The sequence below is a fragment of the Kitasatospora sp. NPDC059327 genome (assembly GCF_042752535.1).
In the GTDB taxonomy this organism is placed as follows: Bacteria; Actinomycetota; Actinomycetes; order Streptomycetales; family Streptomycetaceae; genus Kitasatospora.
The window spans coordinates 125,904-149,394 of record NZ_JBHYYB010000002.1; the positions used below are offsets into that span (position 1 = coordinate 125,904).

19 protein-coding genes are annotated in these 23,491 nt (G+C 74.3%); 10 read left to right on the top strand and 9 right to left on the bottom strand.

The genetic code is table 11. The features are described from left to right. Positions 1-258: 258 nt before the first annotated feature. The 5 genes from ACFXHB_RS01780 (at position 259) to ACFXHB_RS01800 (ending at position 6,742) form a co-directional block, all read left to right on the top strand. Positions 259-2,088 (top strand): AMP-dependent synthetase/ligase, encoded by a 1,830-nt coding sequence (locus tag ACFXHB_RS01780; RefSeq protein WP_380571314.1) that lies wholly within the window; start codon positions 259-261, stop codon positions 2,086-2,088. A 212-nt stretch (positions 2,089-2,300) separates the two neighbouring features. Next, entirely contained in the window at positions 2,301-3,518 is a 1,218-nt protein-coding gene (locus tag ACFXHB_RS01785) for a polysaccharide deacetylase family protein (RefSeq protein WP_380571316.1), read from the top strand. A gap of 828 nt (positions 3,519-4,346) precedes the next feature. Continuing rightward, the gene (locus ACFXHB_RS01790) at positions 4,347-5,213 is read left to right on the top strand and encodes a helix-turn-helix domain-containing protein (RefSeq protein WP_380571317.1); all 867 of its coding nucleotides are present in this window, start codon (positions 4,347-4,349) and stop codon (positions 5,211-5,213) included. Continuing rightward, positions 5,210-5,437 carry a DUF397 domain-containing protein gene (locus tag ACFXHB_RS01795; protein ID WP_380571318.1) on the top strand — a complete coding sequence of 76 codons (228 nt, stop codon included), beginning with the start codon at positions 5,210-5,212 and terminating at the stop codon, positions 5,435-5,437. The genes ACFXHB_RS01790 and ACFXHB_RS01795 overlap by 4 nt, the downstream gene beginning before the upstream one ends. 426 nt (positions 5,438-5,863) lie before the next feature. Further along, positions 5,864-6,742 carry a nitroreductase/quinone reductase family protein gene (locus ACFXHB_RS01800; protein ID WP_380571319.1) on the top strand — a complete coding sequence of 293 codons (879 nt, stop codon included), beginning with the start codon at positions 5,864-5,866 and terminating at the stop codon, positions 6,740-6,742. Positions 6,743-6,802: 60 nt separating this feature from the next. On the opposite strand, the gene ACFXHB_RS01805 is transcribed toward ACFXHB_RS01800, so the two are convergent. From ACFXHB_RS01805 to ACFXHB_RS01820, 4 genes are all read right to left on the bottom strand, one after another. Next, on the bottom strand, positions 6,803-7,603 hold the full coding sequence (locus ACFXHB_RS01805; RefSeq protein ID WP_380571320.1) for an SGNH/GDSL hydrolase family protein: 801 nt from the start codon (positions 7,601-7,603) through the stop codon (positions 6,803-6,805). A gap of 205 nt (positions 7,604-7,808) precedes the next feature. Continuing rightward, positions 7,809-8,252, bottom strand: a complete 444-nt coding sequence (locus ACFXHB_RS01810; RefSeq protein ID WP_380571321.1) for a glyoxalase — start codon at positions 8,250-8,252, stop codon at positions 7,809-7,811. A gap of 4 nt (positions 8,253-8,256) precedes the next feature. Then, positions 8,257-8,994, bottom strand: coding sequence for a hypothetical protein (locus tag ACFXHB_RS01815; protein WP_380571322.1), 738 nt, complete (start codon positions 8,992-8,994; stop codon positions 8,257-8,259). Positions 8,995-9,197: 203 nt separating this feature from the next. After that, entirely contained in the window at positions 9,198-10,655 is a 1,458-nt protein-coding gene (locus ACFXHB_RS01820) for a hypothetical protein (RefSeq protein WP_380571323.1), read from the bottom strand. Positions 10,656-10,831: 176 nt separating this feature from the next. Between ACFXHB_RS01820 and ACFXHB_RS01825 the strand changes: the two genes are divergently transcribed. After that, positions 10,832-12,001, top strand: coding sequence for an exonuclease SbcCD subunit D (locus ACFXHB_RS01825; protein WP_380571324.1), 1,170 nt, complete (start codon positions 10,832-10,834; stop codon positions 11,999-12,001). After that, complete coding sequence (locus tag ACFXHB_RS01830; RefSeq protein ID WP_380571325.1) at positions 11,998-15,048, top strand: AAA family ATPase; 3,051 nt, start codon at positions 11,998-12,000, stop codon at positions 15,046-15,048. The genes ACFXHB_RS01825 and ACFXHB_RS01830 overlap by 4 nt, the downstream gene beginning before the upstream one ends. 101 nt (positions 15,049-15,149) lie before the next feature. Here ACFXHB_RS01830 and ACFXHB_RS01835 read toward each other — a convergent pair whose 3' ends face one another. Further along, positions 15,150-15,371 carry a hypothetical protein gene (locus ACFXHB_RS01835; RefSeq protein ID WP_380571326.1) on the bottom strand — a complete coding sequence of 74 codons (222 nt, stop codon included), beginning with the start codon at positions 15,369-15,371 and terminating at the stop codon, positions 15,150-15,152. Between the two features lie 285 nt (positions 15,372-15,656). Between ACFXHB_RS01835 and ACFXHB_RS01840 the strand changes: the two genes are divergently transcribed. Beyond that, entirely contained in the window at positions 15,657-16,301 is a 645-nt protein-coding gene (locus tag ACFXHB_RS01840) for a DUF1990 family protein (protein ID WP_380571327.1), read from the top strand. Between the two features lie 102 nt (positions 16,302-16,403). On the opposite strand, the gene ACFXHB_RS01845 is transcribed toward ACFXHB_RS01840, so the two are convergent. Continuing rightward, a complete protein-coding gene (locus ACFXHB_RS01845) occupies positions 16,404-16,871 on the bottom strand; it encodes a YjbQ family protein (protein ID WP_380571328.1) in 468 nt (155 codons plus the stop codon). A gap of 205 nt (positions 16,872-17,076) precedes the next feature. Then, positions 17,077-17,343 (bottom strand): hypothetical protein, encoded by a 267-nt coding sequence (locus ACFXHB_RS01850; protein WP_380571329.1) that lies wholly within the window; start codon positions 17,341-17,343, stop codon positions 17,077-17,079. Positions 17,344-18,103: 760 nt separating this feature from the next. On the opposite strand from ACFXHB_RS01850, the gene ACFXHB_RS01855 reads away from it, so the two are divergent. Then, positions 18,104-20,317, top strand: coding sequence for a CDP-glycerol glycerophosphotransferase family protein (locus ACFXHB_RS01855; RefSeq protein ID WP_380571330.1), 2,214 nt, complete (start codon positions 18,104-18,106; stop codon positions 20,315-20,317). A 77-nt stretch (positions 20,318-20,394) separates the two neighbouring features. Here ACFXHB_RS01855 and ACFXHB_RS01860 read toward each other — a convergent pair whose 3' ends face one another. Continuing rightward, entirely contained in the window at positions 20,395-20,607 is a 213-nt protein-coding gene (locus ACFXHB_RS01860; protein WP_360632140.1) for an EF-hand domain-containing protein, read from the bottom strand. A 238-nt stretch (positions 20,608-20,845) separates the two neighbouring features. Between ACFXHB_RS01860 and ACFXHB_RS01865 the strand changes: the two genes are divergently transcribed. Continuing rightward, positions 20,846-21,514, top strand: coding sequence for a lysophospholipid acyltransferase family protein (locus ACFXHB_RS01865; protein ID WP_380571331.1), 669 nt, complete (start codon positions 20,846-20,848; stop codon positions 21,512-21,514). A 49-nt stretch (positions 21,515-21,563) separates the two neighbouring features. On the opposite strand, the gene ACFXHB_RS01870 is transcribed toward ACFXHB_RS01865, so the two are convergent. After that, entirely contained in the window at positions 21,564-23,387 is a 1,824-nt protein-coding gene (locus tag ACFXHB_RS01870; RefSeq protein WP_380571332.1) for an ABC transporter ATP-binding protein, read from the bottom strand. Positions 23,388-23,491: the final 104 nt, after the last annotated feature.

The window sequence follows — 23,491 nt, forward strand, 5'->3', positions numbered from 1 at the left end:
TCCGCACCCCCGACCCGATCATGTCCGAATCATCCCGGACATCCCGGATTCGCCCCTCCGGCACCCCTCCCAGCCATCCCCGGCTACGGCACTTTCCACACGGGCAGGTGCCGATCTCGTCGCGTCACGGTCACAACCCTGGGCAGTGACAGAGCAATCCGATAGTTTCGCTCCACCTGCCCGACCGTTCAGCGCGCCGCCGATCCGGACGCCCGTACGGGCCCGGCAGGCAGGGGCCACAACGGGATCGGGGGCAATGTGCGCGAGTTCACCTCCCCCGACCCGGCCGGGCCCCCGGCCACCGGCGGGCTGGCCGACTCGCTCTACGACACCGCCGAACGCACCTCCGGCCTGGTCCAGTTCGTCCGCCGGACGGAGGGGGACCCGCAGTGGCGGGAGGTCACCGCGACCGCCTTCCGGGACGAGGTCCTGGCGCTGGCCAAGGGCCTGCTGACCCGGGGCGTCCGGTACGGCGACCGGGTCGCGCTGATGTCCCGCACCCGCTACGAGTGGACCCTGTTCGACTACGCGCTCTGGTCGATCGGCGCGATCACCGTCCCGATCTACCCGACCGCGGCGCCCGAACAGGTCCGCTGGATCCTCGCCGAGACCCAGGCGGTGGCCTGCCTGGTCGAGGACGAGGACCACGCCATGACGGTCGGCGCGGTCTGTGACGCGCTGCCCGACCTCACCGGCATCTGGCAACTGGACCGGGGCTGCGTCGCCTCGATCGCGGAGGACGGGCGCGGGGTGCCCGACTCGCTCGTCCACCGCCAGCGGCTCGGCGTCTCGGCGGACAACGTCGCCACCGTCGTCTACACCTCCGGCACCACCGGCCGGCCCAAGGGCTGCCTGCTCACCCACGCCAATCTGGCCTCCTCGGCCGACGCCCTGCTCGACGGCTGGGCCCAGGTCTTCGCCGACACCGGCGGCGGCCAGCCCTCCACCCTGCTGTTCCTCCCGCTGGCGCACGTCTACGGGCGGATGGTGCAGATCGCGGCGGTCCGCGGCGGCTTCCGGATCGGGCACATCCCCGAGGTCTCCACCGAGGCCCTGCTGCCCGCGCTCGCCTCCTACCGGCCGACCTTCCTGCACCTCGTCCCCTACGTCTTCGACAAGGTCTTCCAGCAGGCCCGGCGGACGGCCGAGGAGGCCGGGCGGGGCGAACTCTTCGAGCAGGCACGGCAGGTGGCCGTCGAGTGGGCCGGCGCCCGCGAACAGCGCGCGCTGGGCCACGGCCCCGGGCCGGGCCCCCGGCTGAGGCTGCGGCACCTGGCGTACGAGCGGACCGTCTACCAGCGGCTGCGGGCCGTGCTCGGCGGCCGGGTGCGCGGCGTGATGTGCGGCGGCTCGACCCTCGACCGGGACCTCGCCCTCTTCTTCACCGGCATCGGCCTCGACCTGTACGAGGGCTACGGCCTCACCGAGACCTCCGCCGCGATCACCGCCAACCCGGCCGGCCGGCAGAAGCTGGGCACGGTCGGCCGGCCGGTGCCGGGCGCCTCGGTGGCCATCGCCGACGACGGCGAGGTGTGGGTGCGCGGTGCCGGTGTCTTCGGCGGCTACCTCAACCACCCGGAGTGCACCGAGGAGTCCCTGTACGACGGCTGGTTCGGCACCGGGGACCTCGGCCGGCTGGACGAGGACGGCTACCTCACCCTCACCGGGCGCAAGAAGGACCTGATCGTCACCAGCAGCGGCAAGAACCTCGCCCCGGCCACACTGGAGGAGCGGGTCCAGGCGCACCCGCTGGTCTCGCAGTGCCTGGTGGTCGGCGACGACCGCCCGTACGTGGCCGCGCTGATCACGCTCGACCCGCCGGCGCTGGCGCACTGGCTGAAGTCCCACGGGCGGGAGCAGCTGGACCCGTGGGCGGTGCTCTCCGACGAGCAGTTGCACGCGGAGATCCAGCGGGCGGTGGCGGCCGCGAACACCGCCGTCTCACGCGCCGAGTCGATCCGGGCGTTCCGCCTGCTGCCGAGGGAGTTCGGCGTGGACCAGGGCCTGCTGACGCCCTCGTTGAAGCTGCGCCGGTCGGCCATCGCGGAGTACTACCGACCGGACATCGAGGAGCTGTACACCCCCTGACGGTGCGTCTCGTCCCTTTTGCGGCACGGCCTGCGGTCCGTTCTTGACCCTCCGGTCCCTTGACGATCCGAGTGGTCCAGTCCATTGTTTTGCCTCGGTCCGAGTGCGGCACGCCACCGGCTCCCACCCCTCGGGGAGCGCTCCACCCCGTTCCACGCGCCCTCCCCACGGGTGTGTTCCCCACTGCCCCCACGCAGGAGTCCCACGTGTCCATGTCCTCGCGCCTGTCGGCGCTGGCCGCCTGCACGCTGCTCGCCGTCTGCGGCCTCGCCGCCCCGGCCTCCGCCGATTCCGCGCCCGGCGCACCCGCGGCACCCACCGTCAACCTGGCCACCAACCCGGGCTTCGAGATCCCCGCCTCCTCGCTCGCCGACTGGGGCAGCGTCCCCGGCTGGCGCTGCGCCGGCGGCCCGGCCGAGGCGGCCGTCACCACCACCGCCCCTCACTCCGGCGGCTCCGCCCTCGCCGTCACCCCGGCGGGCGACGACTCCAACGGCGAGTGCGCGCAGACCGTCTCCGTCCAGCCCAACACCACGTACACCGCCTCCGCCTGGGTGCGCGGGGCGTTCGTCTACCTGGGCGCCACCGGCACCGGCCGCGACGTCGCCCCCGCCTGGACGGAGACCACCAACGGCGGCTGGCAGAAGCTGACCACCCGCTTCACCACCGGCCCGACCGCGCGCACCGTGCGGCTGTACGTCCACGGCTGGTACCAGCAGGGCCCGTTCGCGGTCGACGACGTCCGCGTGGACGGCCCGGCCCCCGCCCCCGCGACCGCCGCCGGCTCGGTGGCGACCAGCGACCGGGTGGTCTTCTTCACCGTGGACGACGGCTGGCAGCGCACCCCCGAGGCCGAGAAGTTCATCACCGACCACAAGCTGCCGATCACCGCCTTCCCGCTGCCGATGCCGGCCGCCACCGACCCCGACTTCTTCCGGCGCGTCACCGCCGTGCCCGGCTCGTCCGTGCAGAACCACAGCGTCTCCCACCCGGACCTGACCACCCTCTCCCCCGCCGAGCAGCAGGTCGAGATCTGCGACGCCCGCGACGCCCTGACCCGCACCTTCGGCACCGCGCCGACCGTCTTCCGCCCGCCGTACTTCACCTGGAACGCCGACGTGCTCCAGGCCGCCGCCAACTGCGGCATGCGGAACGTGCTGACCGCCGACGCCGACTTCAGCTGGGGCGCCTCCAACATCTGGCACGAGGGCACCCTTTCCCCCGGCGACGTCGTGCTGATGCACTGGACCGACACCCTCGCCGGCGACCTGCAGCGCGCCCTCGCCGCCGCCCAGGCGGCCGGCCCCAGCACCGGGTCATCCTCCCAACGCCGGACGCCCGCCAGCGCGAAGGCGTCCAGCACCTCGGGGTCGGCCTCCTCCCAGGCCGGAATGCCGCACGCCCAACCCTCCGCGTACGCCGCCGGCTGACCGCCCTCGGCGATCAGCCGGAGCACCCAGAGCGCGGGTTCGATCCACGCCGCCCCCCGCATGGCCGAGGCCCAGCCCACCAGCCGCGTGCGCCCGCCCCGGATCAGCACGTTCTCGCGCGCGAGGTCCGTGTGCAGCAGCACGTCCCCCGCGAACCGGGCGAGCACGGAGGGGTCGTCGACACAGGCGGCCCACCGCTCCTCCGCGCGCGGCAACAGCACTTCCGGAGGGACCGGCCGGGCCAGCCTCCGCAGCAGCCCGGCCATCTGCCGCAGATCCCGCGACCCGCGCCCGTACGCGGTAGGACGTCCCTCGACATACTCGAATCCGAGCAGCCGCCAACCGTCCACCTCCACCCGCCAGAGCAGCCTCGGCGCCACCCGGGTGACGTAGGGATTCACCTCCGCCTCGCGCCACAGGGCCTCCGCACGCGGATCGTCAACTCGGGCACCCTTGACGTAAACACGTGCCCCATCCGTTGCGGCGAGGCGCACAGCCAGATGGCAGTCCGAACTCGCCCTGACAGACCTGGCCGACTGGACCGGACACCTCAGCTCCGCCTCCACCACCTCCCGAACGGAACGAGGCAGCTCAACCGACCGGGCTCGGGCGAGCACATGTCCGCTTTCAGGCATGGGGCCGCTCCCTGAACAAAGGTTTCAAAGGTTCTCTCCTCCAACTCGCCGCCGATCACTTTGCGTTGGCGGCCAGCTACCTATGGTCAGGATGCAGTTTTTCGACCCACTTCAGCAAGTTTTCTACCTGCTTGTACGGGTGAACTGGAGTGAACCCCCCTTGTTCGCGCGCCCCGAGTGCCACACTGCGCCCATGCCGAACGCACCTCTGGTACCCACCGTCCGGCGTCGCCGCCTGGGCTCGACGCTGAGACACTTCCGCCACCAGGCCGGTCTCACGCTCGAAGAGGCCGCCGTGACCATGGGGTGGAAAGCCCCGAAGATGTCAAAGATCGAGAACGCCACTCAGTCGATTCGCCCATCTGACATCGCCCAACTCCTCGCCGCTTACGGCCAACACGATGCCGAGGTGGTCACCGCCCTTCAGGGGCTTGCTCGCGATGCGGGCAAGCGCGGCTGGTGGCAGACCTACAGTGGCGTCCTCGCGCCTGCCTACGCGGACTACATCTCGCTGGAGGAAGACGCCGAAAGTATCCGCGTCTACGCCTCGGGGGTCATCCCGGGCTTGCTGCAGACCGCCGCCTACGCGCGCGAGACCATCCTCGGCAACACTGTTCGCACTCCCGAAGAGGTCGCCGCCCTCGCCGAAGTACGCCTGGCGCGCCAGGCGGTGCTCACACGCCCCTCGCAGCCCGTCCAGCTCTGGGCAGTGATCCAGGAAGCGGTTCTTCACCAACGCTTCGCCATAAGGCCGGCCACGATGCTGGACCAGCTCCAACGCCTTCTGGACGCATCCGAACTGCCGAACGTCACCATCCAGGTGATGCCCCTCAACTCCACGCCCCACCCGGGCGGCGCCGGCGCCTTCAACCTGATCGGCTTCCCAGGCCGCGTGCCCGGGGTCGTGGTGTTGGAGAACCTGCTCGGCGCGTCCTACATTGAGGCGGCCGACAGTGTGAAGACGTACGCCGCCGCGTACGAGCGGATCGTCGCCACGGCACTCTCCACGGATGACTCGCTCGCGCTCATCACACGCCTACACGAAGGAACACGCACATGAGCACCGATTCCTCCAAGGCCGACCTGTACGGCATCGACATCTCCGAAGCCGTGTGGGCGAAGTCGTCGGCCAGCGCGGGTGAGCACGAGTGCGTCGAGGTCGCCGTTCTGCCCGGCGGCGCGCGGGCCGTCCGGGACTCCAAGAACCCCGACCGCCCTGCCCTCCTCTTCACCGAGAGCGAATGGCACGCCTTCCGCACCGGTGTCATCGCCGGCGAACTCTGACAGACGCGCCGCCGCTCCCAACGGGAGCGGCGGCGCCTTGCGACGACGTTCCCGCTTCGAGCTCGGACCGCCCCGGCGGACGGCCGACAGCCGAGGCCGTCCGCCGACACGGCCCCGAACACCCTGAGCGCTCCGACCGGCCACTGGCTGGCTCCGCGGACATGATCTCGCCCGTTGACACGGGGTGGACCCGGTGGTTTGAATGAGGGCGTGCAGCGTGGTGTCGGCCAAAGAGAACTGGGCCGGCCGGCGACCGAGCGGGCACCTTTCACCGAGGGACGACGCGCGATGAGTTCTTTCTCCGCTCCCCTGATCTGACACAAGCCGCCGCAGCTGTCTTCCGCGCGCGCCAGCTTCGTCGTCGTGCTGTCCTGAGCGCGTGCCGGCCGGCTGTGGCCCTCACCCCCCTGGAGCTTCACACCACGCATGCCCATGTCCTTCAATCAAACGATCATCGAGGAATTCCGGGCCAACGCCGGCCAGGTCGGCGGCCCCTTCGAGGGCGGCGACCTGCTGCTGCTCACCACTACCGGCGAACGGACCGGGCGGGAACACACGGTGCCGCTGGGGTACGTCCGCGCGGACGGCCTGCTGCTGGTCGTCGCCTCGGCGGCCGGGGCACTGGACCATCCGCAGTGGTACCGCAATCTGCTCGCCCACCCCATGGTGCGGGTGGAGCTCGGCACCGAGGTGTTCGAGGCCGTCGCGGTGCCGGCCGAGGGTGCCCGGCGGGACCGGCTGTTCGAGGCGGTCGTGCGCGCCGCACCCGGCTACGGCGACTACCAGACGCACACCGCGCGACTGCTGCCGGTGGTGGCCCTGGAGCGGTCGGCGGCCGAGCCGCACGCGGTGACCACCCTCGCGGACAAGCTGCTGGAGGTGCACACCTGGCTGCGCGCCCAACTGCGGCACGTCCGGGCCGAGACGGAGGCCCACTTCGCCGCCGGGCCCGCGGCCGGCGGCCGGCCGCCGGGTCTCGGGCTGCAGATCCGGCAGCACTGCCTCGCACTCTGCGAGGGACTGTCCCACCATCACACCGGCGAGGACGCCGCGATCTTCCCCGCACTGGCGCGGAGCCACCCGCGGCTGCGGGAGACGCTCGCGCGACTGGGTGAGGAGCACCGCTCGGTCGGCCGGATCAAGGAAGCGCTGGTGGGGCTGCTGGCCGGGATCGGGACGGCCGAGCCCGAGCGGTTCCGGACGGAGCTGGCCCGGCTGTCCGCCGAGCTGGAGGCGCACCTGGACCACGAGGAACGGGAGCTGCTGCCGGTGCTCGCCGGCATCCCGTTCCCACCGCGGGCCTGAGCCGACGCGCCGGCCGTCCGCACCCACGCCAGGGGTGCGGACGGCCGGCGCCGGCGCGGGCTAGGCCTGCGCGGAGAACACCGGGAGGTAGCCGCCCGAGTGCCCGGAGGCCTTCGGGTGGTAGCTCTCCTCGACGGGCAGGGTGGTGCTGTTCAGCCAGGTGGTCTGGGAACCGCAGATCTCGTGCTCGGTGAAGGCGCCCCGGACGTCGCCGAACGCGAAGCCGGCGTTGGCGGCCCGCTTGGCGATGACGCCGTCCAGGGTGTCCGCGGCGCCGTTGATCGCGGCGCGCTTGGTGTCACCGATGCCGAAGATGCAGCTGCCGCCGATCTTGTAGAGGTGCGGGTAGCCCAGCACCACCACGCGGGCGTTGGGCGCCTTGGCGTGGATGGCCGCGTAGACCTGGTCGAGCTGGCCGGGCAGCGTGTTGGTGGCGTAGGCCTTCGCGGTGGCGACGGCGTTGAGGCAGGCGCTCTCCGAGTCCAGCACGCAGGTCTGCATGGTGCTGGCGAAGCCGGCGTCGTTGCCGCCGACGCTGATGCTGACGAGCGTGGTGCCGGAGTTCAGGACCGAGAGCTGGTTGTTGAGGATGTCGCCGGTTCTGGCACCGGAGCAGGCCACGAAGGAGAAGGAGGACGGCGCGTGCGCGTTCTTCCAGAGGTAGGGGTAGGCGTTGGTGCTCCGCTTGCAGCTCCCGCTCTCGCTCGTGTAGCTGCCGGAGCCCAGGCCGGAGGCGTAGGAGTCGCCCAGGGCGACGTAGTTGACGCCGGCCGCGTGGGCGGACGAGGCGGTGAAGAGGGTGGTCAGGGTCAGGAGGGCCGCGAGGGCGACCATGGACATGGCACGGGTGGGGCGTAGCATGACACCTCCGATGAGTGACGTGAGTCACACCTGTGATACCAGGCAGTAGGGTCCCGGGGAAGTGGTCATGCCAAGGCAATTGACGGTCAGTCTGACAACGGTGGAGTGAACTCACCTGCGGGCAACCGGAAGTGCGCTGATCAGGCCCCGGCGGCGCCGCCGACAGGTACCCCGTTCGAGGGACGGCCGCTCCGCCGTCGCGCGCTCACCCGCCCGGGGCGGCGTCAGGATCCGGTACGTCAAGAGCTTCCGGACCCGGCACGGGAGCCGGCGCCGGAGCCGAATCCCGCGTGCGGACGATCTCCAGTTCGAAGCCCTGACCGTCGATCAGGTGCACCGCCTCGCCGGTGTCGACCCGGACCGTCCACCCGGCCGCGAGCGCGGCGGCAACCGCCGCGCGCGACCCGTGCACGGCGAGGTGGTTGAGCCCGGCGCGCAGGCGCTGATGACCGCCCGGCAGGAGCGCGGGCGACTGCTCGATCACCAGGTAGGCGCTGCCCAGGCGCCAGCTCCGGCCCCGGGGCCAGTGCTGGAAGGGCTCGCAACCGAGGGCGAGCAGCACCGGGGACCACTGCGCCTCGGCGAGGTCGAGATCGTCCGTCCAGAGTTCGACGTGGTGGAAGAGCCCCACCGGGTGCGGCACCGTCATCCGCTCACTCCCGGTCCGCCCGGTGGCCGGGGCCGGGGCCCGGCCGGACACCGTCGGAGCCGGGGTGCGCCGCCGCCGAACCCTGCGGAAGCGCCCCGGGGCCCGGGCCGGGGGCGGACGTGGCCGGCTCCGGCCGGACCGCGCCGGGGAAGACCTCGCACCCCTCGACCGGGAGCTCCTCGATCGCCTCGTTGGCGGCCGTGGGCACCCCGAGCCACCGGGCGCCGGCCGCGACCGCCGCCCGCGCCTGGCGCAGACCGGGCCCGCCCCAGCCGAGCAGCTCGACCGCGAGCCCGGGCGCGACCAGCAACCGCCGGTAGTGCCGCCCCGAGGCCGGATCCGCCGCACTGGGACCGACGGCCCGGAGCGCGGCGGCCATCCGGACCCGGGCGCACTCGTGCCCGCCGTTCGCCGAACCGACCCGGTCGTAGAGGTACCCGAGGTAGTACGGCGTGCCGATCACCGCCTGGGCCTCCTCGGCCGCCTCGCGGGCCAGGGCGGACCCCGGGTCGCCCTCGTCCTCGGGCTCCAGCGAGCCGCCGGGGAGCGAGACGATGCCGTCCTTGGGGTTGATCAGCGTCAGCACCCGGCCGTCGGGCGCGAACAGCCAGCCCCACGACTGCTTCACCGGCAGCCCGGCCGGCACCCGCTCGCCCGGTCGCCACGGCCAGCCCGCCGTGGGACGCCGCCGCACCTTGCCCAGCAGCTCGGCGATCTCCGCGCTGTACTCGATCCGGCTCATGCGTCCCCCTCTCGGTGTCGGGCTCGCCGGACCGACGGTGCGCGGGGAGGACCTGCGTGCGCGGTACAGGGCGGAGCGGTGAAGCGCAGGTGTGGGGCACCGCGCGCTTCTGCTGTTGATCTTCCCCGAAATCTTCCCCGAACAGGCGGTCGATGAACAGTCCCCAGCGCCGCTTGGTGGACACGGAGGCCTCACCCGGGTGGTCAGACCAGCGGCCCACCGCCCTCCCGGCCCAGGTCACCGCGGCCGGACGGCGGCTCGTCGGGCCGCGGCCCCGGATCGGACGCCGGCGCGGCACCGAACGGCGGCCCGGCCCCGAACGGCGGCCCGATCCCGAACGGCGGCCCGGCCGGCAGCGGGAAGCCCGGCGACGGAACCGCTCCGGCGGGGACGGGCACGCCCAGGGCGACGTCCTCGGCGAGCGCGTCGGCCACCTCCCCGGCCGCCATCGGCCGCAGCCGTCCGGCCTCCAGGGCCCAGCCGCGCACCACCCGGGCGTCGGCCGCCGACCCGTCCCGGACCGCGCCCCCTCCTCCGCTGCCGCTGCCGCTGCCGCTCCCGCTCCCGCTCCCGTGCAGCAGGAGCGCGCCCGCACCGCCGAGGGCCACCCCTGCCGCCAGGGTGGCGCAGAACGCCTCGGCGTTGCGGCCGCCGACGAAGAGGTACCCGCCCTCGGTGCCGATGTCCGCCGCCGCGGTGAGGTGCTCGCCGTCCTCCGGCCCGTGGCAGCGCAGGGTCAGCAGGTGGCCGCCCTCCCCGGCGCCCTCGGCCAGCGCCAGGTAGACCGCGGTGACGTGGTGCATCACGGCGACCAGCCGCGACTGCCCCGACGGACCGTCGCCGACCGCGTCCAGCAGGGCGGCGCAGGCGATCGAGATCCGCACCCGGGCCGCGTGGTCGTCGACCAGCACCGGGAGCAGCTCGGCCAGCCGCTCGCCGCCGTAGACGAAGGGCTCGCCGGCCAGCTCCGGGTCGGCCGCGTACGCGACGCGCGCGGCCGCCGACCCGGGATCGAGGCCGAACGCCTCGCAGTAGTCCTCGTAGTCGGCCGGCTCGAACACCCGCAGGTGCACCTCGATGCCCTGCCCGCGCAGCGCCCGGAGCCCGGTCTCCGTCCGGCGCAGATAGTCCCGGAAGGCGAGGGCGCCGAACAGCCCGTGCCGGGCCAGCTCGGCGAAGTCGGCGGCGCGGACGGCCAGCGCCAGCGCCACCGGCTGCGGTGGCGGCGCACCGGGCGAGCCGCCCCGCCGTCGTGCCCGGGCCCCGGGAGCGCCCGGACCGCCGCCGCCTCCACCGGGTGCCCGGCCGACCGCCCGGCCGTCCGGGGCCCGACCCCCGCCCCGACCGCCGGACGGCGGGCCACCCGGCGGGGCACCGGCGGCCGGCCCGCCCGCCCCAGGCCGCCGCCCCGACCGGGCGCGCGCCGTACGCCGCACGCCCCGATCGGCCGCCGAGCGCCCGGACGAGGCCCGCCCGGCCTGCCCGGCGGGCGCGGTGGGCGCGGCAGGCTCGGCAGGCTCGGCGGGCTTGGCGGGCTTGGCGGGCGCGGCAGGCTCGGCGGCCGCGGGGCCGACGCGGCCGCCGGAGAGGTCGGCGAGGTCGGAGGGACCGGAGAGATCGGACACATCGGAGGAGTCGGAGAACAGGAACTGCGCGGACATGGTCCCTCCCACGGGTTCGGGGCGGCGCCGCCCCGAAGCCCGGGTCGGCCGGCGATCGAGAACATACACAGCGTCACTGACAATCCACCCTGAGCGAGCGTCCGAGGGGCCCCTCGGACCGGTGGGACACCCGGTCCGGCCCGCGTTGTCGGTGCCGGACGTTATGGTCGGGGACCATGCGACTGCTGCATACCTCCGACTGGCATCTCGGGCGCTCCTTCCACCGGGAGAGCCTGCACGACGCCCAGCGCGCCTTCCTGGACCACCTCGTGGCGGTGGTCCGGACCGAGCGCGTGGACGCCGTGCTCGTCGCCGGCGACGTGTACGACCGGGCGCTGCCCGGCCTGGAGGCGGTCGCCCTGTTCGACGACGTGCTGCACCGGCTGGCCGACCTGGGCGTGCCGACGGTGTTCATCAGCGGCAACCACGACTCGGCCCGCCGGCTCGGGGTGGGCGCGGGCCTGATCGGCCGCGCCGGCGTGCATCTGCGGACCGACCCGGGCGAGTGCGCGGTGCCGGTCCTGCTGGCCGACGCGCACGGGCCGGTCGCCGTCTACGGGCTGCCCTACCTGGAGCCGACGCTGGTCCGCGAGCGGTTCGGGCTGGCCCGCGGCGGCCACGCGGCGGTGCTAGGGGCGGCGATGGACGCCGTCCGGTCCGACCTCGCGACCCGCCCGGCGGGCACCCGGTCGGTGGTCCTGGCGCACGCCTTCGTCACCGGCGGCGCGCCCAGCGACAGCGAGCGGGACATCGCGGTCGGCGGCGTCGCCTCCGTCCCGGCGTCCGTGTTCGACGGCGTGCACTACGCCGCCCTGGGCCACCTGCACGGCTGTCAGACGCTCGCCCCGCACCTGCGCTACAGCGGCTCGCCGCTCGCCTACTCCTTCTCCGAGGCCACCCACCGCAAGACCATGTGGCTGGTCGACCTCGCGGCGGACGGCACGGTCTCCGCCAAGCGGATCGACTGCCCGCGGCCGCGCCCGCTGGCCCGGCTGCGCGGTCGCCTCGCCGAGCTGCTGTCCGATCCGGAGCACACCGAGCACGAGCGGTCCTGGGTCCAGGCCACCCTGACCGACCCGGGCCGCCCGGCCGAGCCGATGGAGCAGCTGCGCCGACGCTTCCCGCACACCCTGCAGCTGCTCTTCGATCCCGAGGACAGCGGGGCCGCCGCCTCCCCCTCCTACGCGGCCCGCGTGAGCGGCCGGGCGGACCTGGAGATCGCCGAGGGCTTCCTGCGGCACGTGCGCCCCGGCGCCGAGCCGGACGCGGACGAGCTCGGCTGGCTGCGCGAGGGCTTCGAGACCGTCCGGGAGACCGGGGACCGGAAGGCGGAGCTGCCCCGATGAGACTGCACGGCCTGACCGTCACCGCCTTCGGACCGTTCGCCGGCACCGAGACGGTCGACTTCGACGCGCTCGCCGCCGGCGGTCTCTTCCTGCTGCGCGGGGCCACCGGCGCGGGCAAGAGCAGCGTGCTGGACGCCGTCTGCTTCGCCCTCTACGGCGAGGTGCCGGGCGCCCGGCGGGCCAACCGGCTGCGCAGCGACCACGCCGACCCGCGGCGGCTCACCCAGGTCCGGCTGGAGCTGACGCTCGGTGGGCGACGACTGGAGATCACCCGGCTGCCGGAGCAGCTGCGCCCGAAGAAGGTCGGCAAGGGGACGACCGTCGAGCGCGCCCAGACGCTGTTGCGCGAGTGGGCCGCCGACGGCGGCGACGGGACGCCGGGCTGGCGGGCGGTCAGCAAATCGCACCAGGAGGCCGGGGAGGAGATCCACCGGCTGATCGGGATGAGCCGGGAGCAGTTCTGCCAGGTGGTGCTGCTTCCGCAGGGGGACTTCGCCCGCTTCCTTCGCGGCGACTCCGAGGAGCGCGGCAAGCTGCTCCGACGGCTGTTCGACACCGAGCGGTTCCAGCACGTCGAGACCTGGCTGGCCGAACAGCGGCGCTCGCACGAGGCCGCCGTCCAGACCGGTCGCCGGCGCCTGCGGGACTTGGCCAGCAAGGCCGAGCAGGCGGCCGGCCCGCAGGCCGAGCCCGCCGCCGGCTGGGTGCCCGCCGAGGAGGAGTCGGCGCACCCCGCCGCCGACCTCACCGCCGGGGTGCTCGGCTGGGCCGCGATCCTGCGCGGCGGGGCCGCCGAGCAGCTCGCCGTCGCCGGTGCCGCGCTGGCCGGCGCCGAGGCGGGCCATCGCGCCGCCCAGGCCGCCCGGGGCGCCGCCGAGGAGCTGGCCGGACGGCAGCGCCGCCACCGGGAGGCCGCGCAGGAGGCGGCCCGCCTCGCCGAGGGCGCGCCGGCGATGGAGCGGGACTTCGGCAGGCTGACCGCTGCCCGGGCGGCCGTCGGGGTGGAGTCGGTGCTGCACCTGCGCGAGGCCGCCGGGGCGGCCCACCGGGCGGCCCGCGAGGAGGAGCGCCGCCACCGCGCCGCGCTGGCCGCCGCACCGGACGGCGAGGGCCTGGTGCCGGCGCGCGCCGAGGCCGAGGAGCTGGCCGCGGCCGAGCACCGGCTGCGGGCCGAGCTGGTCCGGCTGGAGGCGGCCCGCGCCGACGAGTGGCGCTGCGCGGAGCTCCGCCGGGAGCAGGCGTCGCTGGAGGCCGACCGCCGGCGCGCCGAGGAGCTCGCCGAGGAGGCGGCCGACTGGCTGGCCGACTTCGACGGCCGGCTGGCCGCGCTCCAGGAGGAGCGGTCCGCCGCCCGGGCCGCCGGCGCCCGGGTCGAGCAGCTGGACCTCCGGCGCGGCGAGCTGACCGGGCGCCTCGCCGCCGCCCGGCAGCGGGACGACCTGCGGGCGGCGATCGCGCTGGCCGAGCCGCGGGCCGTCGCCCTGCGCACCGACGCACTCGACGCCCGCGAGCACAGCCAGGACCTCCGCGAGCGCCGGCTCACCGGCATGGCCGCCGAGCTGGCGGCGCAACTGCGGGCGGGCGAGGCCTGCCGGGTCTGCGGTTCGCCCGAGCATCCGGAGCCGGCCCGGCCGGCGAGCGGCCAGATCGGCGCCGCGGACGAGGAACGCGCCCGGGCGGCCCAGACACGGGCCGAGCAGGCGGCCGACACCGCCGAGCGGGAGCTGGCGGGCCTGCGGGTGCGCGAGGCCACCGCCGCCGGGGCGGCCGGGCCGGAGGGCGTCACGGCCCTCACCGAAGCGCTGGGCACCTTGGAGCGCGAGCACCGCGAGGCGCTGCGGGTGGCGGAGGGGTTGGGCCCGGTCACCCGGGAGCTGGAGCGCCTGGCACAGGACCAGGCCCGCCAGCTCGCCGCACTGCGCGACGCGGGTGAGCACACCGCCGTGCTGACCGCCCGGATCCAGGACCTGGGCGGCGAGCAGGAGGAGCTGGACCGCCGGGTGGCCGCGGCCCGGGGCGGCGCGCCCTCGGTGGCCGGCCGGGCGTCGGTGCTGGCCCGGCTGGCCGACGGCGTGGCGGCGGTCGCGGGAGCGGCCCGCACCTGCGCGGACGCCGCGCTGCGCCTGAAGGAGGCCGACGCCGGACTGGCCCGAGCCACCGTGGCGGCCGGGTTCCCGAGCCCCGAGGAGGCGGCGGCCGTGCTGTTACCCCGGGAGGAACGCGACCGGCTGGAGGCCCGACTGACCCGGTACCGCTCGGCACTGGCCGCGGCGGAGCAGCAGTTGGCCCTGCCCGAGCTGGCCGGGGCGGTCGCCCGCCCACCGGCCGACCTGCCCGGCACCCAGGCCGCGCTGCTGGCGGCCACCGACCGGCTCCGTCGGGCCCACGCCGCGCACGAGGCGGCCGGCGAGCGCTGCGCGGCCCTGGCCGGGATCGGGCGACAGCTGACGGAGCTGGCCGCGGCGCTGGCCCCGGAGCTGGACCGGTACGCCCGGATCAACCGGCTGGCCTCGGTGACCGCCGGCACCTCCACCGAGAACCGGCTGCGGATGCGGCTGGAGTCGTACGTCCTGGCGGCCCGGCTGGAACAGGTGGCGGCGGCGGCCAGCGCCCGTCTGGTGCGGATGTCCGGCGGCCGCTACACCCTGGTCCACAGCGACGGCCGGGGCAACGGCAACAAACGCTCGGGCCTGGCCCTGCGGGTGGTCGACGCCTGGACCGGCACCGAGCGGGACACCTCGACGCTGTCCGGCGGCGAGAGCTTCTTCGCCTCGCTCGCCCTGGCGCTCGGGCTCGCCGACGTGGTGACCGACGAGGCGGGCGGCATGCCGCTGGACACGCTCTTCATCGACGAGGGCTTCGGCACGCTGGACGAGCAGGCGCTGGAGGAGGTGATGGACGTCCTCGACGGCCTGCGCGAGCGGGACCGCGCGGTCGGCATCGTCAGCCACGTCGCCGACCTGAGGAGTCGCATCCCGGCCCAGCTGATGGTCCGCAAGGGCCGCCGGGGCTCCACTCTCACGCCGGCCGGGCGGGAGGACACCTGAGTCAGGGCCCCGGAGGGGCACGCCGGGCGCCGGACTCGCGGCGAGCGGCCTCACCCCGGGAGCCGGCCACGGTCGAGGTCGCCGGCCGGCGGGTCAGCCCGTCAGCCCGAGCAGGCGATCCGCTGCGCCTGCTGCCAGGCGCAGACCGGGCAGAGGGTGCTGCCGGGGTGGTCGGCGGGCAGTTCGGTCGGCTCCCCGCACAGCACGCAGTCCGCGCGCGGCCCGGTCAGCTCCGGGTCGTGCGTCAGGGCCGCCTCCGGACCGGCCCCGGCGGGGGCGAGTGCGCAGACCGGGTTGTCGTCGTTCGTCAGCACTTCACTCATGCCGCCTTGATACTCCGCGCCCCCGCCCTGCGGCAAGGCCGACCCCGGCCACCGCACCGGGCGGCCCGGGAAGGCGGCCCGGACGGGCGGCCCAGACGGACGGCCCGGGAAGGCGGCCCGGAAGGGCGGCCCGGGAAGGCGGCCCGGCTGTACGAAGGGGCCGCCGTACGAAGGGCCGCCGTGCGGAAGGGCCTGCGGCGACGGTCCGGAGGCGGTCCGGCATCGGTCGACCGGGTCCACCCACCCACCCCGCTCCCGGCCGTCGGCCCCGGTTACGGTGGGCCCATGCCCGCATCGTCCACCGCCCTGCACCGCCGACTGCTCGCCGCCCGCGCCGCGGCCCCCACCTACCCGGAGGTGGGCGCGACCCGCGAGGCCGGGCTGCCCGCCGGCTACGCGCACCTGCGGCGACGGATCCACCTCGGGCACGGACCCGAGGTCCTGGAGCGGGCCGGGCGGTACGTACTCGGCTGGGGCAGCCAGTTGGGCAGCGGCTTCGCCGTCCACCCGTACGCACCGGCCGAGGAGGGCGCGACCGTCCTGCTGCGGCTGAGCCCGCCCGGGTTGCGGCAGCCCCGGTTGGTGATCCCCTGCCGAGTGGTGTGGACGGTGGACGAGCCGGATCGGATCGGGTTCGCGTACGGGACGCTGCCCGGGCACCCGGAGTGCGGCGAGGAGGCGTTCCTGGTGACCATGGACGCCGCGGGCGAGGTCTGGTTCGAGGTGACGGCGTTCGCCCGGCTCGCCTCCTGGTACGCCCGGCTCGGCCGTCCGGTGGCGGTGCTCTGCCAGTACCTCGCCATCGAGCGCTACCTCGCCGCCGTGGCTTCGGCGGCCTCCCGGCGGCCCAGGGCCTTCCCGGCCCCGGCGGGCCGGGTACGGTCGGCGCACCGCGTACGGCCGGGCCACCGGACGCACCGGACGCGTTGAACCAACAGGACGGGCCGGACGCGCCGGGCCGGACCGGCGGCCGGACCCGCCGCGCGACAGCCGGCCCGTCCGGAGCACTGCCCGGGGGCCGCCGAGGGCCGGTCAGCCCAGGAAGGAGAGCCGGACCGTCCGGTGCGGGTTGTCGCCGTTGGTGTCGATCAGGACGACGGATTGCCAGACGCCGAGCGCGAGTTGGCCGCCGATCACCGGCAGGGTGGCGTGCGGGGCGACCAGGCCGGGCACGACGTGGTCGCGACCGTGGCCGGGGCTGCCGTGCCGGTGGCGCCACCGGTCGTCGGCGGGGATCAGGTCGCGCAGCGTCGCGAGGAAGTCCTCGTCGCTGCCCGAACCGGTCTCCAGGACGGCGATTCCGGCCGTGGCGTGCGGCACGAAGACGTTGAGCAGACCGTCACGGCCGACGGCCCGTTCGTTGAGGAACTCGGCGCAGCGACCGGTGATGTCGAGGGCGACCTCGCGGCTGCCGGTGGTGATCTCGATGGTGGTGGAGTGGAAGGTGCCGGAGTGGAGGGGCGTGGAGGGGAGGGACGTGGAGTGGATGTTGTCCGCCATGACCGCCATCCTCACCCACCGCCGGGAACCCCGGGGAGTGCCTCGCCGTCTGCCCGCGCCACGGCCGCGCGGTGTCGTACGGTGAACGGTTGGGGCTGTCGCGGACCCGCCACCGCGTCAGGCACGGGACCGGGATACGCCGAAGACCCGACGGTCCCTGAGGTCCGTCGGGCCGGATGCCCGGTGGGCGCGGGGGCCGGAGGCCCTAGCCGCGACCGCCGAACAGGCTCCGTCGCAACCGGCGCAGCGGCGCCAGCAGCGACACCCGCACGTGGCGGCGCGGCGCGGTCGGGGTGCCGGCGCCGCGCGGCGTCAGTTCCCTTATCAACCCGAGTGCCTCGGCGGTGTCCACCGCCGGGAGTGCGGGCGCGCCGAGCACAGCCAGGTGCCGCTCGATCCGACGGCCGGTCGCGCCGACGCCGCACTGGATCGCCGGCACGCGGGGCCGAGACCGCACTTGCATGTGTTCCATCAGTATTCCCACCCCTACGAGGCGCCAGGGCCGTGAGGCGAAGACTATCCGTGACAGACGGCCTTCGCGCAACCGTCCTGGTGTACTGCCACCGTATCGTGCGGCGTCAACTGACGCCGCACCAGGGGCCGCCCGGGGCGATCACGACTAGGCATCAATGATGGTGCACGACCGGGTGCGCGTCACCGGCGCCGTGGGGGCACGAGCCGGGCGCTTGCCGGGGAGGCACGCGCCGGGCGCACGGGATCATGCCCCGATCGCCACCGGCGGGCCCGGGACGCGACCGGCGGCCGGCCGCACGGCTGCGGCGGCGCCCCGGCCGACCGGTGCGAATCGTTCGGAAAGTGAACACAATCGAGGGATTGACGTGGAGGAAACCTCCAAGCAATATCTTCATCGACCGCGCAAGCCCGAGCGGCGCTCCGCCCTCGCGCAAGCATCACTCAATCGCGCGTTCGACTGATGAAGGACTCCGGCTCCCCCGAGCCACTGCCCGGCCACCTCGACGCTGCGGTGGCCAGGCCCGGGAGGCGCTCGGACCGGCGGCCGGCCGTAGAGGGTCGGCCGGGCCGCCACCAGGCTGCCGGTGCCACCCCCTATGGGGCCCGGCACCGGCGGCTCCGGATCACCGGACCGGGCGCCGCGGCAGGGACCGACCGGGGCGCCGGAGCACGTACCGACCCGTACCGCGGCGCGGCCCGCGCCCCACCCCGGACCGCGCGAATCCGCTCCCCGACCACGCTCGGTAGACTCGGCCAGCGTGCCAGTCCTCCTCAGCATCGTGCTCCCGGTCCACGGGGTCGAGCGCTACCTGCCCCGCTGTCTCGACTCGATCCTGGAAGCCACTCCCGCCGGGGAGTCGCGCTTCGAGGTGATCGCGGTCGACGACCTCTCCCCCGACCGCTGCGGCGCGATCCTGGACGAGTACGCCGTCCGCGACCCCCGGTTGCGCGTGCTGCACCTCACCGAGAACCAGGGGCTCGGCGGCGCCCGGACCGCCGCCCTCCCCGAGCTGCGCGGCCAGTACGTCTGGTTCGTCGACAGCGACGACTGGCTGCCGGACGGCACCGTCTCCGCGCTCCTCGACGAGCTCGCCCAGGAGCGCGACCGCGAGACCCCCGCCGACGTGCTGCTCACCGACTTCACCCACGTCTACCCGGACGGCGGGACCGAGCCCAACCCCTGGCGTCACCTCCTGACCGGCTCGCCGCTGGTCGACGGCTGCACCCTCGCCGAGCACCCCGCGCTGTTCCGGACCGTGATGTCGGTGTGGAACAAGGTGTTCCGCCGGGACTTCCTGCTCGGCCTCGGCGTCTCCTTCGGGCGCGGCTTCTACGAGGACATCTCGGTCACCTACCCGGCCCTGCTGGCCGCCGAGAGGCTGCGCTACCTCGACCGCGCCTGCTACTTCTACCGGCGCGGCCGCCCCGGCGCGATCACCAGCACGGCCTCCCCCAAGCACGCCGACGTCTTCGCCCAGTACGACGCGATCTTCGGGTTCCTGGACCGCCCGGACCGGCCCGGCCGGCCGGTGCCGGACTCCCTGCGCACCCTCGTCTTCGAGCGGACCGTCCAGCAGGCGCTGACCGTCCACGACACCCCGGGGCTCGTCCCGGCCGGGCTGCGCAAGGACTTCTTCCGGCTGATCGCCGAGCACTTCGCCCGCCACCGCCCGGCCGGCTACCGCTACCCCGGTGGTCTGCGCGGCGTGCAGTACCGGCTGGCGGCACGCGGCGCCCGGGTCGCGTACGCGGAGCTGCGCCGCACCGGCCGGCTGCCCCGCGAACTCAAGCGGGGGGCGCGGGCGGTCGCCCCGGCGGTGAGGAAGGGGGTCCGCAGCGGCGCGCGGTTCACCGCGTACAACGCGTTCCGCCGGCTCCCGCTGGACGAGCACCTGGCGGTCTACGCGGCGTACTGGCACCGGGGTTACGCGTGCAGCCCGGCGGCGATCTACGAGAAGGCGAAGGAACTCGCCCCCGGCGTGCGGGGCGTGTGGGTGGTGGAGAACCGCGCGCAGGCGGCCACGATGCCCGCCGGGGTGCCGTACGTGATCGTCAACACCCCCGCCTACCTCAAGGCGATGGCGACCGCCAAGTACTTCGTGAACAACGTCAACTTCCCGCGCACCATGGCGAAGCGGCCGGGAACGGTGCACGTCCAGACGCAGCACGGCACACCGCTGAAGGCGATGGGGATGGACCTCAGGGACCACCCGGTGGCCGCCGACGGGATGGACTTCGACCGACTGCTGGAGGCCGTCGACCGCTGGGACTTCCTGGTCTCCTCCAACCCCCACACCAGTGAGCACTTCGCCCGGGCCTTCCCCGGCCGCTACGAGATGCTGGACACCGGCTACCCGCGCAACGACCGGCTGGCCACCGCCACCCCGGCGGAAGTGGCGGCGATGCGCGAGCGGTTCGGGCTGACGCCGGGCCGCACCGCGGTGCTGTACGCGCCGACCCACCGCGAGGGCCGGGGCGGGTACGTGCCGCTGCTGGACGTGCGCGAGCTGGCCCGGCGGCTGGGGCCCGGCTTCACACTGCTGGTGCGCACGCACTACTTCCACACCGGCGGCCCGGGCGACCTCGCGGCGGGCGAGGAGGCGGCCGAGATCGTGGACGTCTCGGCGCACCCGACCGTGGAGGACCTCTACCTGGCGGCGGACGTCCTGGTCACGGACTACTCGTCGATGATGTTCGACTACGCCGTACTGGACCGGCCGGTCGTGGTCTTCGCACCGGACTGGGAGGAGTACCGGCGGGTGCGCGGGGTCTACTTCGACCTGTTCGCGGAGCCGCCGGGCGCGGTGACGGTGGACGCCGACGGGCTGGCCGCGGCGCTGCTGGCGGGAGACCCCGAGCCGGCGGCGCGGGCGAGGTTCCGGGAGCGGTTCTGCCCGTGGGACGACGGCGGGGCGGCCGAGCGGGTGGTCCGCCGGGTGTTCCCGACGGAGCCTGAGCACGCGCCCGCCTGAACACGGACCCGGGAACGCGGGCCCGGGAACGCGGCGGCGGGGCCCCGGGGAGTCCCGGAGCCCCGCCCGAAGCGGACTCAGCCCTGGCGCGCGGCCAGGAACTCGTCGAAGGTCAGCTCACCGTCGTGGTTGGTGTCCATCTGGTTGATGATGGCCTCGGCCATCGAGATCGACGTGGTCAGGTCGCCGAGCTCGCGGGCGACCTTCGCGTACTCGGCGGCGGTGATCCGGCCGTTGCCGTTCACGTCGTACTTGTCGAACGCCGCGCGGATGGTGTCGACGTCTGCCATGGGTGGCCCCTCCTGAATGAACTGCATGACTGCGATGATCTGCATGACTGCTGATGTGCGTTTCCGACGGCCGTACCCTACCCGGCCGTGGCGAGCACCACGGTTGCCGGGAGTGGACGGGCTCGGGGGTGGGTGTCGTAGTCTGCGGGTCTGATCCCGGCCCGGCCGGGGAACGACCACCGATCGTCGTCTGTTCAGGCCCGGGCACCTCTCGGGCGTGCTCGTCCTGGGAGGGACCATGCTCGATCTCGTCACCAAGCTGGTGCTGAAACCGCTCGCGCGGGGGATCTGGCGGCCGACCATCGAGGGCTTGGAGAACGTGCCGCGCAAGGGCGGCGTGATCCTGGCCAGCAATCACCTCTCGTTCATCGACAGCGTGGTGATCCCGCTGACCGCGCCCCGCCGGGTGCACTTCCTCGCCAAGGCCGAGTACTTCACCGGCACCGGGATGAAGGGCGCACTGTCCAAGGGCTTCTTCGAGGCGATCGGCGCGGTGCCGGTCGAGCGCGGCACCTACCGCTCCGCCCAGGCCTCGCTGGAGTCGGCCCTGGAGATCCTGGAGGACGGCAAGGCCTTCGGCATCTACCCCGAGGGCACCCGCTCGCTGGACGGCCGCCTCTACCGGGGGAAGACCGGCGTGGCCTGGCTGGCCCTCACCGCCGGGGTGCCGGTGGTACCGGTGGCACTGGAGGGACCGGACCAGATCCTCCCGATCGGCAAGCGCGTCCCCCGGGTGCGCAAGGTGACGGTCCGTTTCGGCGAGCCCCTGCACTTCGACGAGCTGCACGGCCAGGCCCGGTCGCTCAAGGCCCGCCGTCAGGTCACCGACGAGGTGATGCGGGCGATCCAGCGGCTCTCCGGCCAGGAGGTCGCGGAGACCTACAACGAGGTCCCCAAGGCCGCCTGAGCCGGGGCGGCGCGGCGCTCACCACGGGCGCGCCGCCACCGCCCGCCGCTCAGCGGCGCCCCGCCGGCTGGACCGCGGCCGGCGCCTCCCGGCGCAGCAGCGCCGCGTACCGGCCGTCGGCCTCGACCAGCTCGTCGTGGCTGCCCAGTTCGACGATCTCGCCGCCGTCCAGGACGACGATCTGGTCGGCGTCGCGGACGGTGGAGAGCCGGTGGGCGACGGTGATGGTGGTCCGACCGGCCGCGAGGGTGTCGACGGCCTGCTGGACGGCGTGTTCGGTGCGGTTGTCCAGCGCGCTGGTGGCCTCGTCCAGGATCAGCACGGGCGGGTTGCGCAGGATGGTGCGGGCCAGCGCGAGGCGCTGCTTCTCCCCTCCCGAGAAGCGGTAGCCGCGCTCGCCGACCAGGGTGGCGTAGCCGTCCGGGAGCCCGGCGATGGTGTCGTGGATCTGCGCGGCCCGGGCGGCGGCCGCGAGCTCCTCGTCGGTGGCGTCCGGCTTGGCGAAGCGCAGGTTGTCGGCGACCGAGGCGTGGAAGAGGTACGTCTCCTGGGAGACCACGCCGACCGCCCGGGACAGCGAGTCGAAGGAGAGCTCCCGGACGTCGACCCCGTCGATCGTGACCCGGCCGCCGGTCACGTCGTAGAGCCGGGGGACGAGGTAGCTGAGCGTGGTCTTGCCCGAGCCGGTCTCGCCGACCACGGCGAGCGAGCCGCCGGCCGGGACCTTGAGCTCGATACCGGCGAGCGTGGGCCGTTCCTGCTCCGGGTCGTAGCGGAACTCGACGCCCTCGAACCGGACCTCACCGCGGATCTTCTCCAGGACGACCGGCCGCTCGGGCTCGGCGATCTCCACCGGGAGGTCGAGGTACTCGAAGATCCGCTGGAACAGGGCCAGCGAGGTCTGCACCTGGACGCCCGTGGACAGCAGGCCGACGGTCGGGCGGAACAGGCCCTGCTGGAGCGAGACGAAGGCGACCAGGGTGCCGACCGAGACGATCGGCGAGCCACCGGCCGAGGCCAGCCCGGCCGCCCAGTAGATCACCGCGGGCATCGCGGCCATCACGATCTGGATGGTGTTCATCCGCCAGCGGCCGGCCATGCTGGAGCGCACCTCCAGCTCGGCGAGCTGGTCGGACTGCCCGGTGAACTCCGCGGCGAGCGAGTCGGAGCGGCCCATGGTGCGGCCGAGCAGGATGCCGCTGACCGAGAGGGACTCCTGCACGGCCGAGCTCATCGCGGCGAGCTGCTTCTGCCGTTCGCCGGTGATCTTCTTGCGCTCGTTGCCGACCCGGCGGCTGATCCAGACGAAGAGCGGCAGGAGCAGCAGCGAGACGACGGTGAGCCGCCAGTCCAGGGCGACCATGGCGACCACCGAGGCGATCACGCTGGTGAAGTTGGAGACCAGCGAGGTGGCGGTGGACGTCACGGTGGACTGCATGCCGCCGATGTCGTTGGCGATCCGGGACTGCACCTCGCCGGTACGGGTGCGGGTGAAGAACGCCAGCGACATCCGCTGGAGGTGGCTGTAGACGGCGGTGCGCAGGTCGTGCATCACCCGCTGGCCGACGGTGGTGGAGATCAGCGTCTGCAGCACGTTGAAGATGCTGTTGATCACGGCTGCGGCGATCATGCCGAGCGCCAGCAGGCTGAGCAGGCCGGTGCGCCCCTGCGGGATGGCGGTGTCCAGCACGGCCTTCAGCAGGAACGGCGACGCCACCGAGACGACCGCGGAGGCCGCCACCAGCGCACCGACCACGGCGAGCCGGCCGGAGTACGGGCGGAACAGCGCGAGGATGCGGCGCCACTGGGCCGGCGGGCGGGGCTCGCCCTCGGCCTGGGCGGGTGGGGTCCATCGGATGCCGTCGGGCCTCAAGGGCGGGCCTCCTGGGGTCGGACGCGCGGGCGCGTGGCGGGCACGGCGCCGCACGGTGGTGCGGCGGGTGCGGCAGCGGGGGTGGGCGGGGCGGTCGGACGGCC

Bases quoted from the DNA above. Each gene is read 5' to 3' on its own strand.
- ACFXHB_RS01785 (WP_380571316.1), top strand. From the start codon at position 2,301: ATGTCCTCGCGCCTGTCGGCGCTGGCCGCCTGCACGCTGCTCGCCGTC.
- ACFXHB_RS01790 (WP_380571317.1), top strand. From the start codon at position 4,347: ATGCCGAACGCACCTCTGGTACCCACCGTCCGGCGTCGCCGCCTGGGC.
- ACFXHB_RS01795 (WP_380571318.1), top strand. From the start codon at position 5,210: ATGAGCACCGATTCCTCCAAGGCCGACCTGTACGGCATCGACATCTCC.
- ACFXHB_RS01800 (WP_380571319.1), top strand. From the start codon at position 5,864: ATGCCCATGTCCTTCAATCAAACGATCATCGAGGAATTCCGGGCCAAC.
- ACFXHB_RS01805 (WP_380571320.1), bottom strand. From the start codon at position 7,603: ATGCTACGCCCCACCCGTGCCATGTCCATGGTCGCCCTCGCGGCCCTC.
- ACFXHB_RS01810 (WP_380571321.1), bottom strand. From the start codon at position 8,252: ATGACGGTGCCGCACCCGGTGGGGCTCTTCCACCACGTCGAACTCTGG.
- ACFXHB_RS01815 (WP_380571322.1), bottom strand. From the start codon at position 8,994: ATGAGCCGGATCGAGTACAGCGCGGAGATCGCCGAGCTGCTGGGCAAG.
- ACFXHB_RS01820 (WP_380571323.1), bottom strand. From the start codon at position 10,655: ATGTCCGCGCAGTTCCTGTTCTCCGACTCCTCCGATGTGTCCGATCTC.
- ACFXHB_RS01825 (WP_380571324.1), top strand. From the start codon at position 10,832: ATGCGACTGCTGCATACCTCCGACTGGCATCTCGGGCGCTCCTTCCAC.
- ACFXHB_RS01830 (WP_380571325.1), top strand. From the start codon at position 11,998: ATGAGACTGCACGGCCTGACCGTCACCGCCTTCGGACCGTTCGCCGGC.
- ACFXHB_RS01835 (WP_380571326.1), bottom strand. From the start codon at position 15,371: ATGAGTGAAGTGCTGACGAACGACGACAACCCGGTCTGCGCACTCGCC.
- ACFXHB_RS01840 (WP_380571327.1), top strand. From the start codon at position 15,657: ATGCCCGCATCGTCCACCGCCCTGCACCGCCGACTGCTCGCCGCCCGC.
- ACFXHB_RS01845 (WP_380571328.1), bottom strand. From the start codon at position 16,871: ATGGCGGACAACATCCACTCCACGTCCCTCCCCTCCACGCCCCTCCAC.
- ACFXHB_RS01850 (WP_380571329.1), bottom strand. From the start codon at position 17,343: ATGGAACACATGCAAGTGCGGTCTCGGCCCCGCGTGCCGGCGATCCAG.
- ACFXHB_RS01860 (WP_360632140.1), bottom strand. From the start codon at position 20,607: ATGGCAGACGTCGACACCATCCGCGCGGCGTTCGACAAGTACGACGTG.
- ACFXHB_RS01865 (WP_380571331.1), top strand. From the start codon at position 20,846: ATGCTCGATCTCGTCACCAAGCTGGTGCTGAAACCGCTCGCGCGGGGG.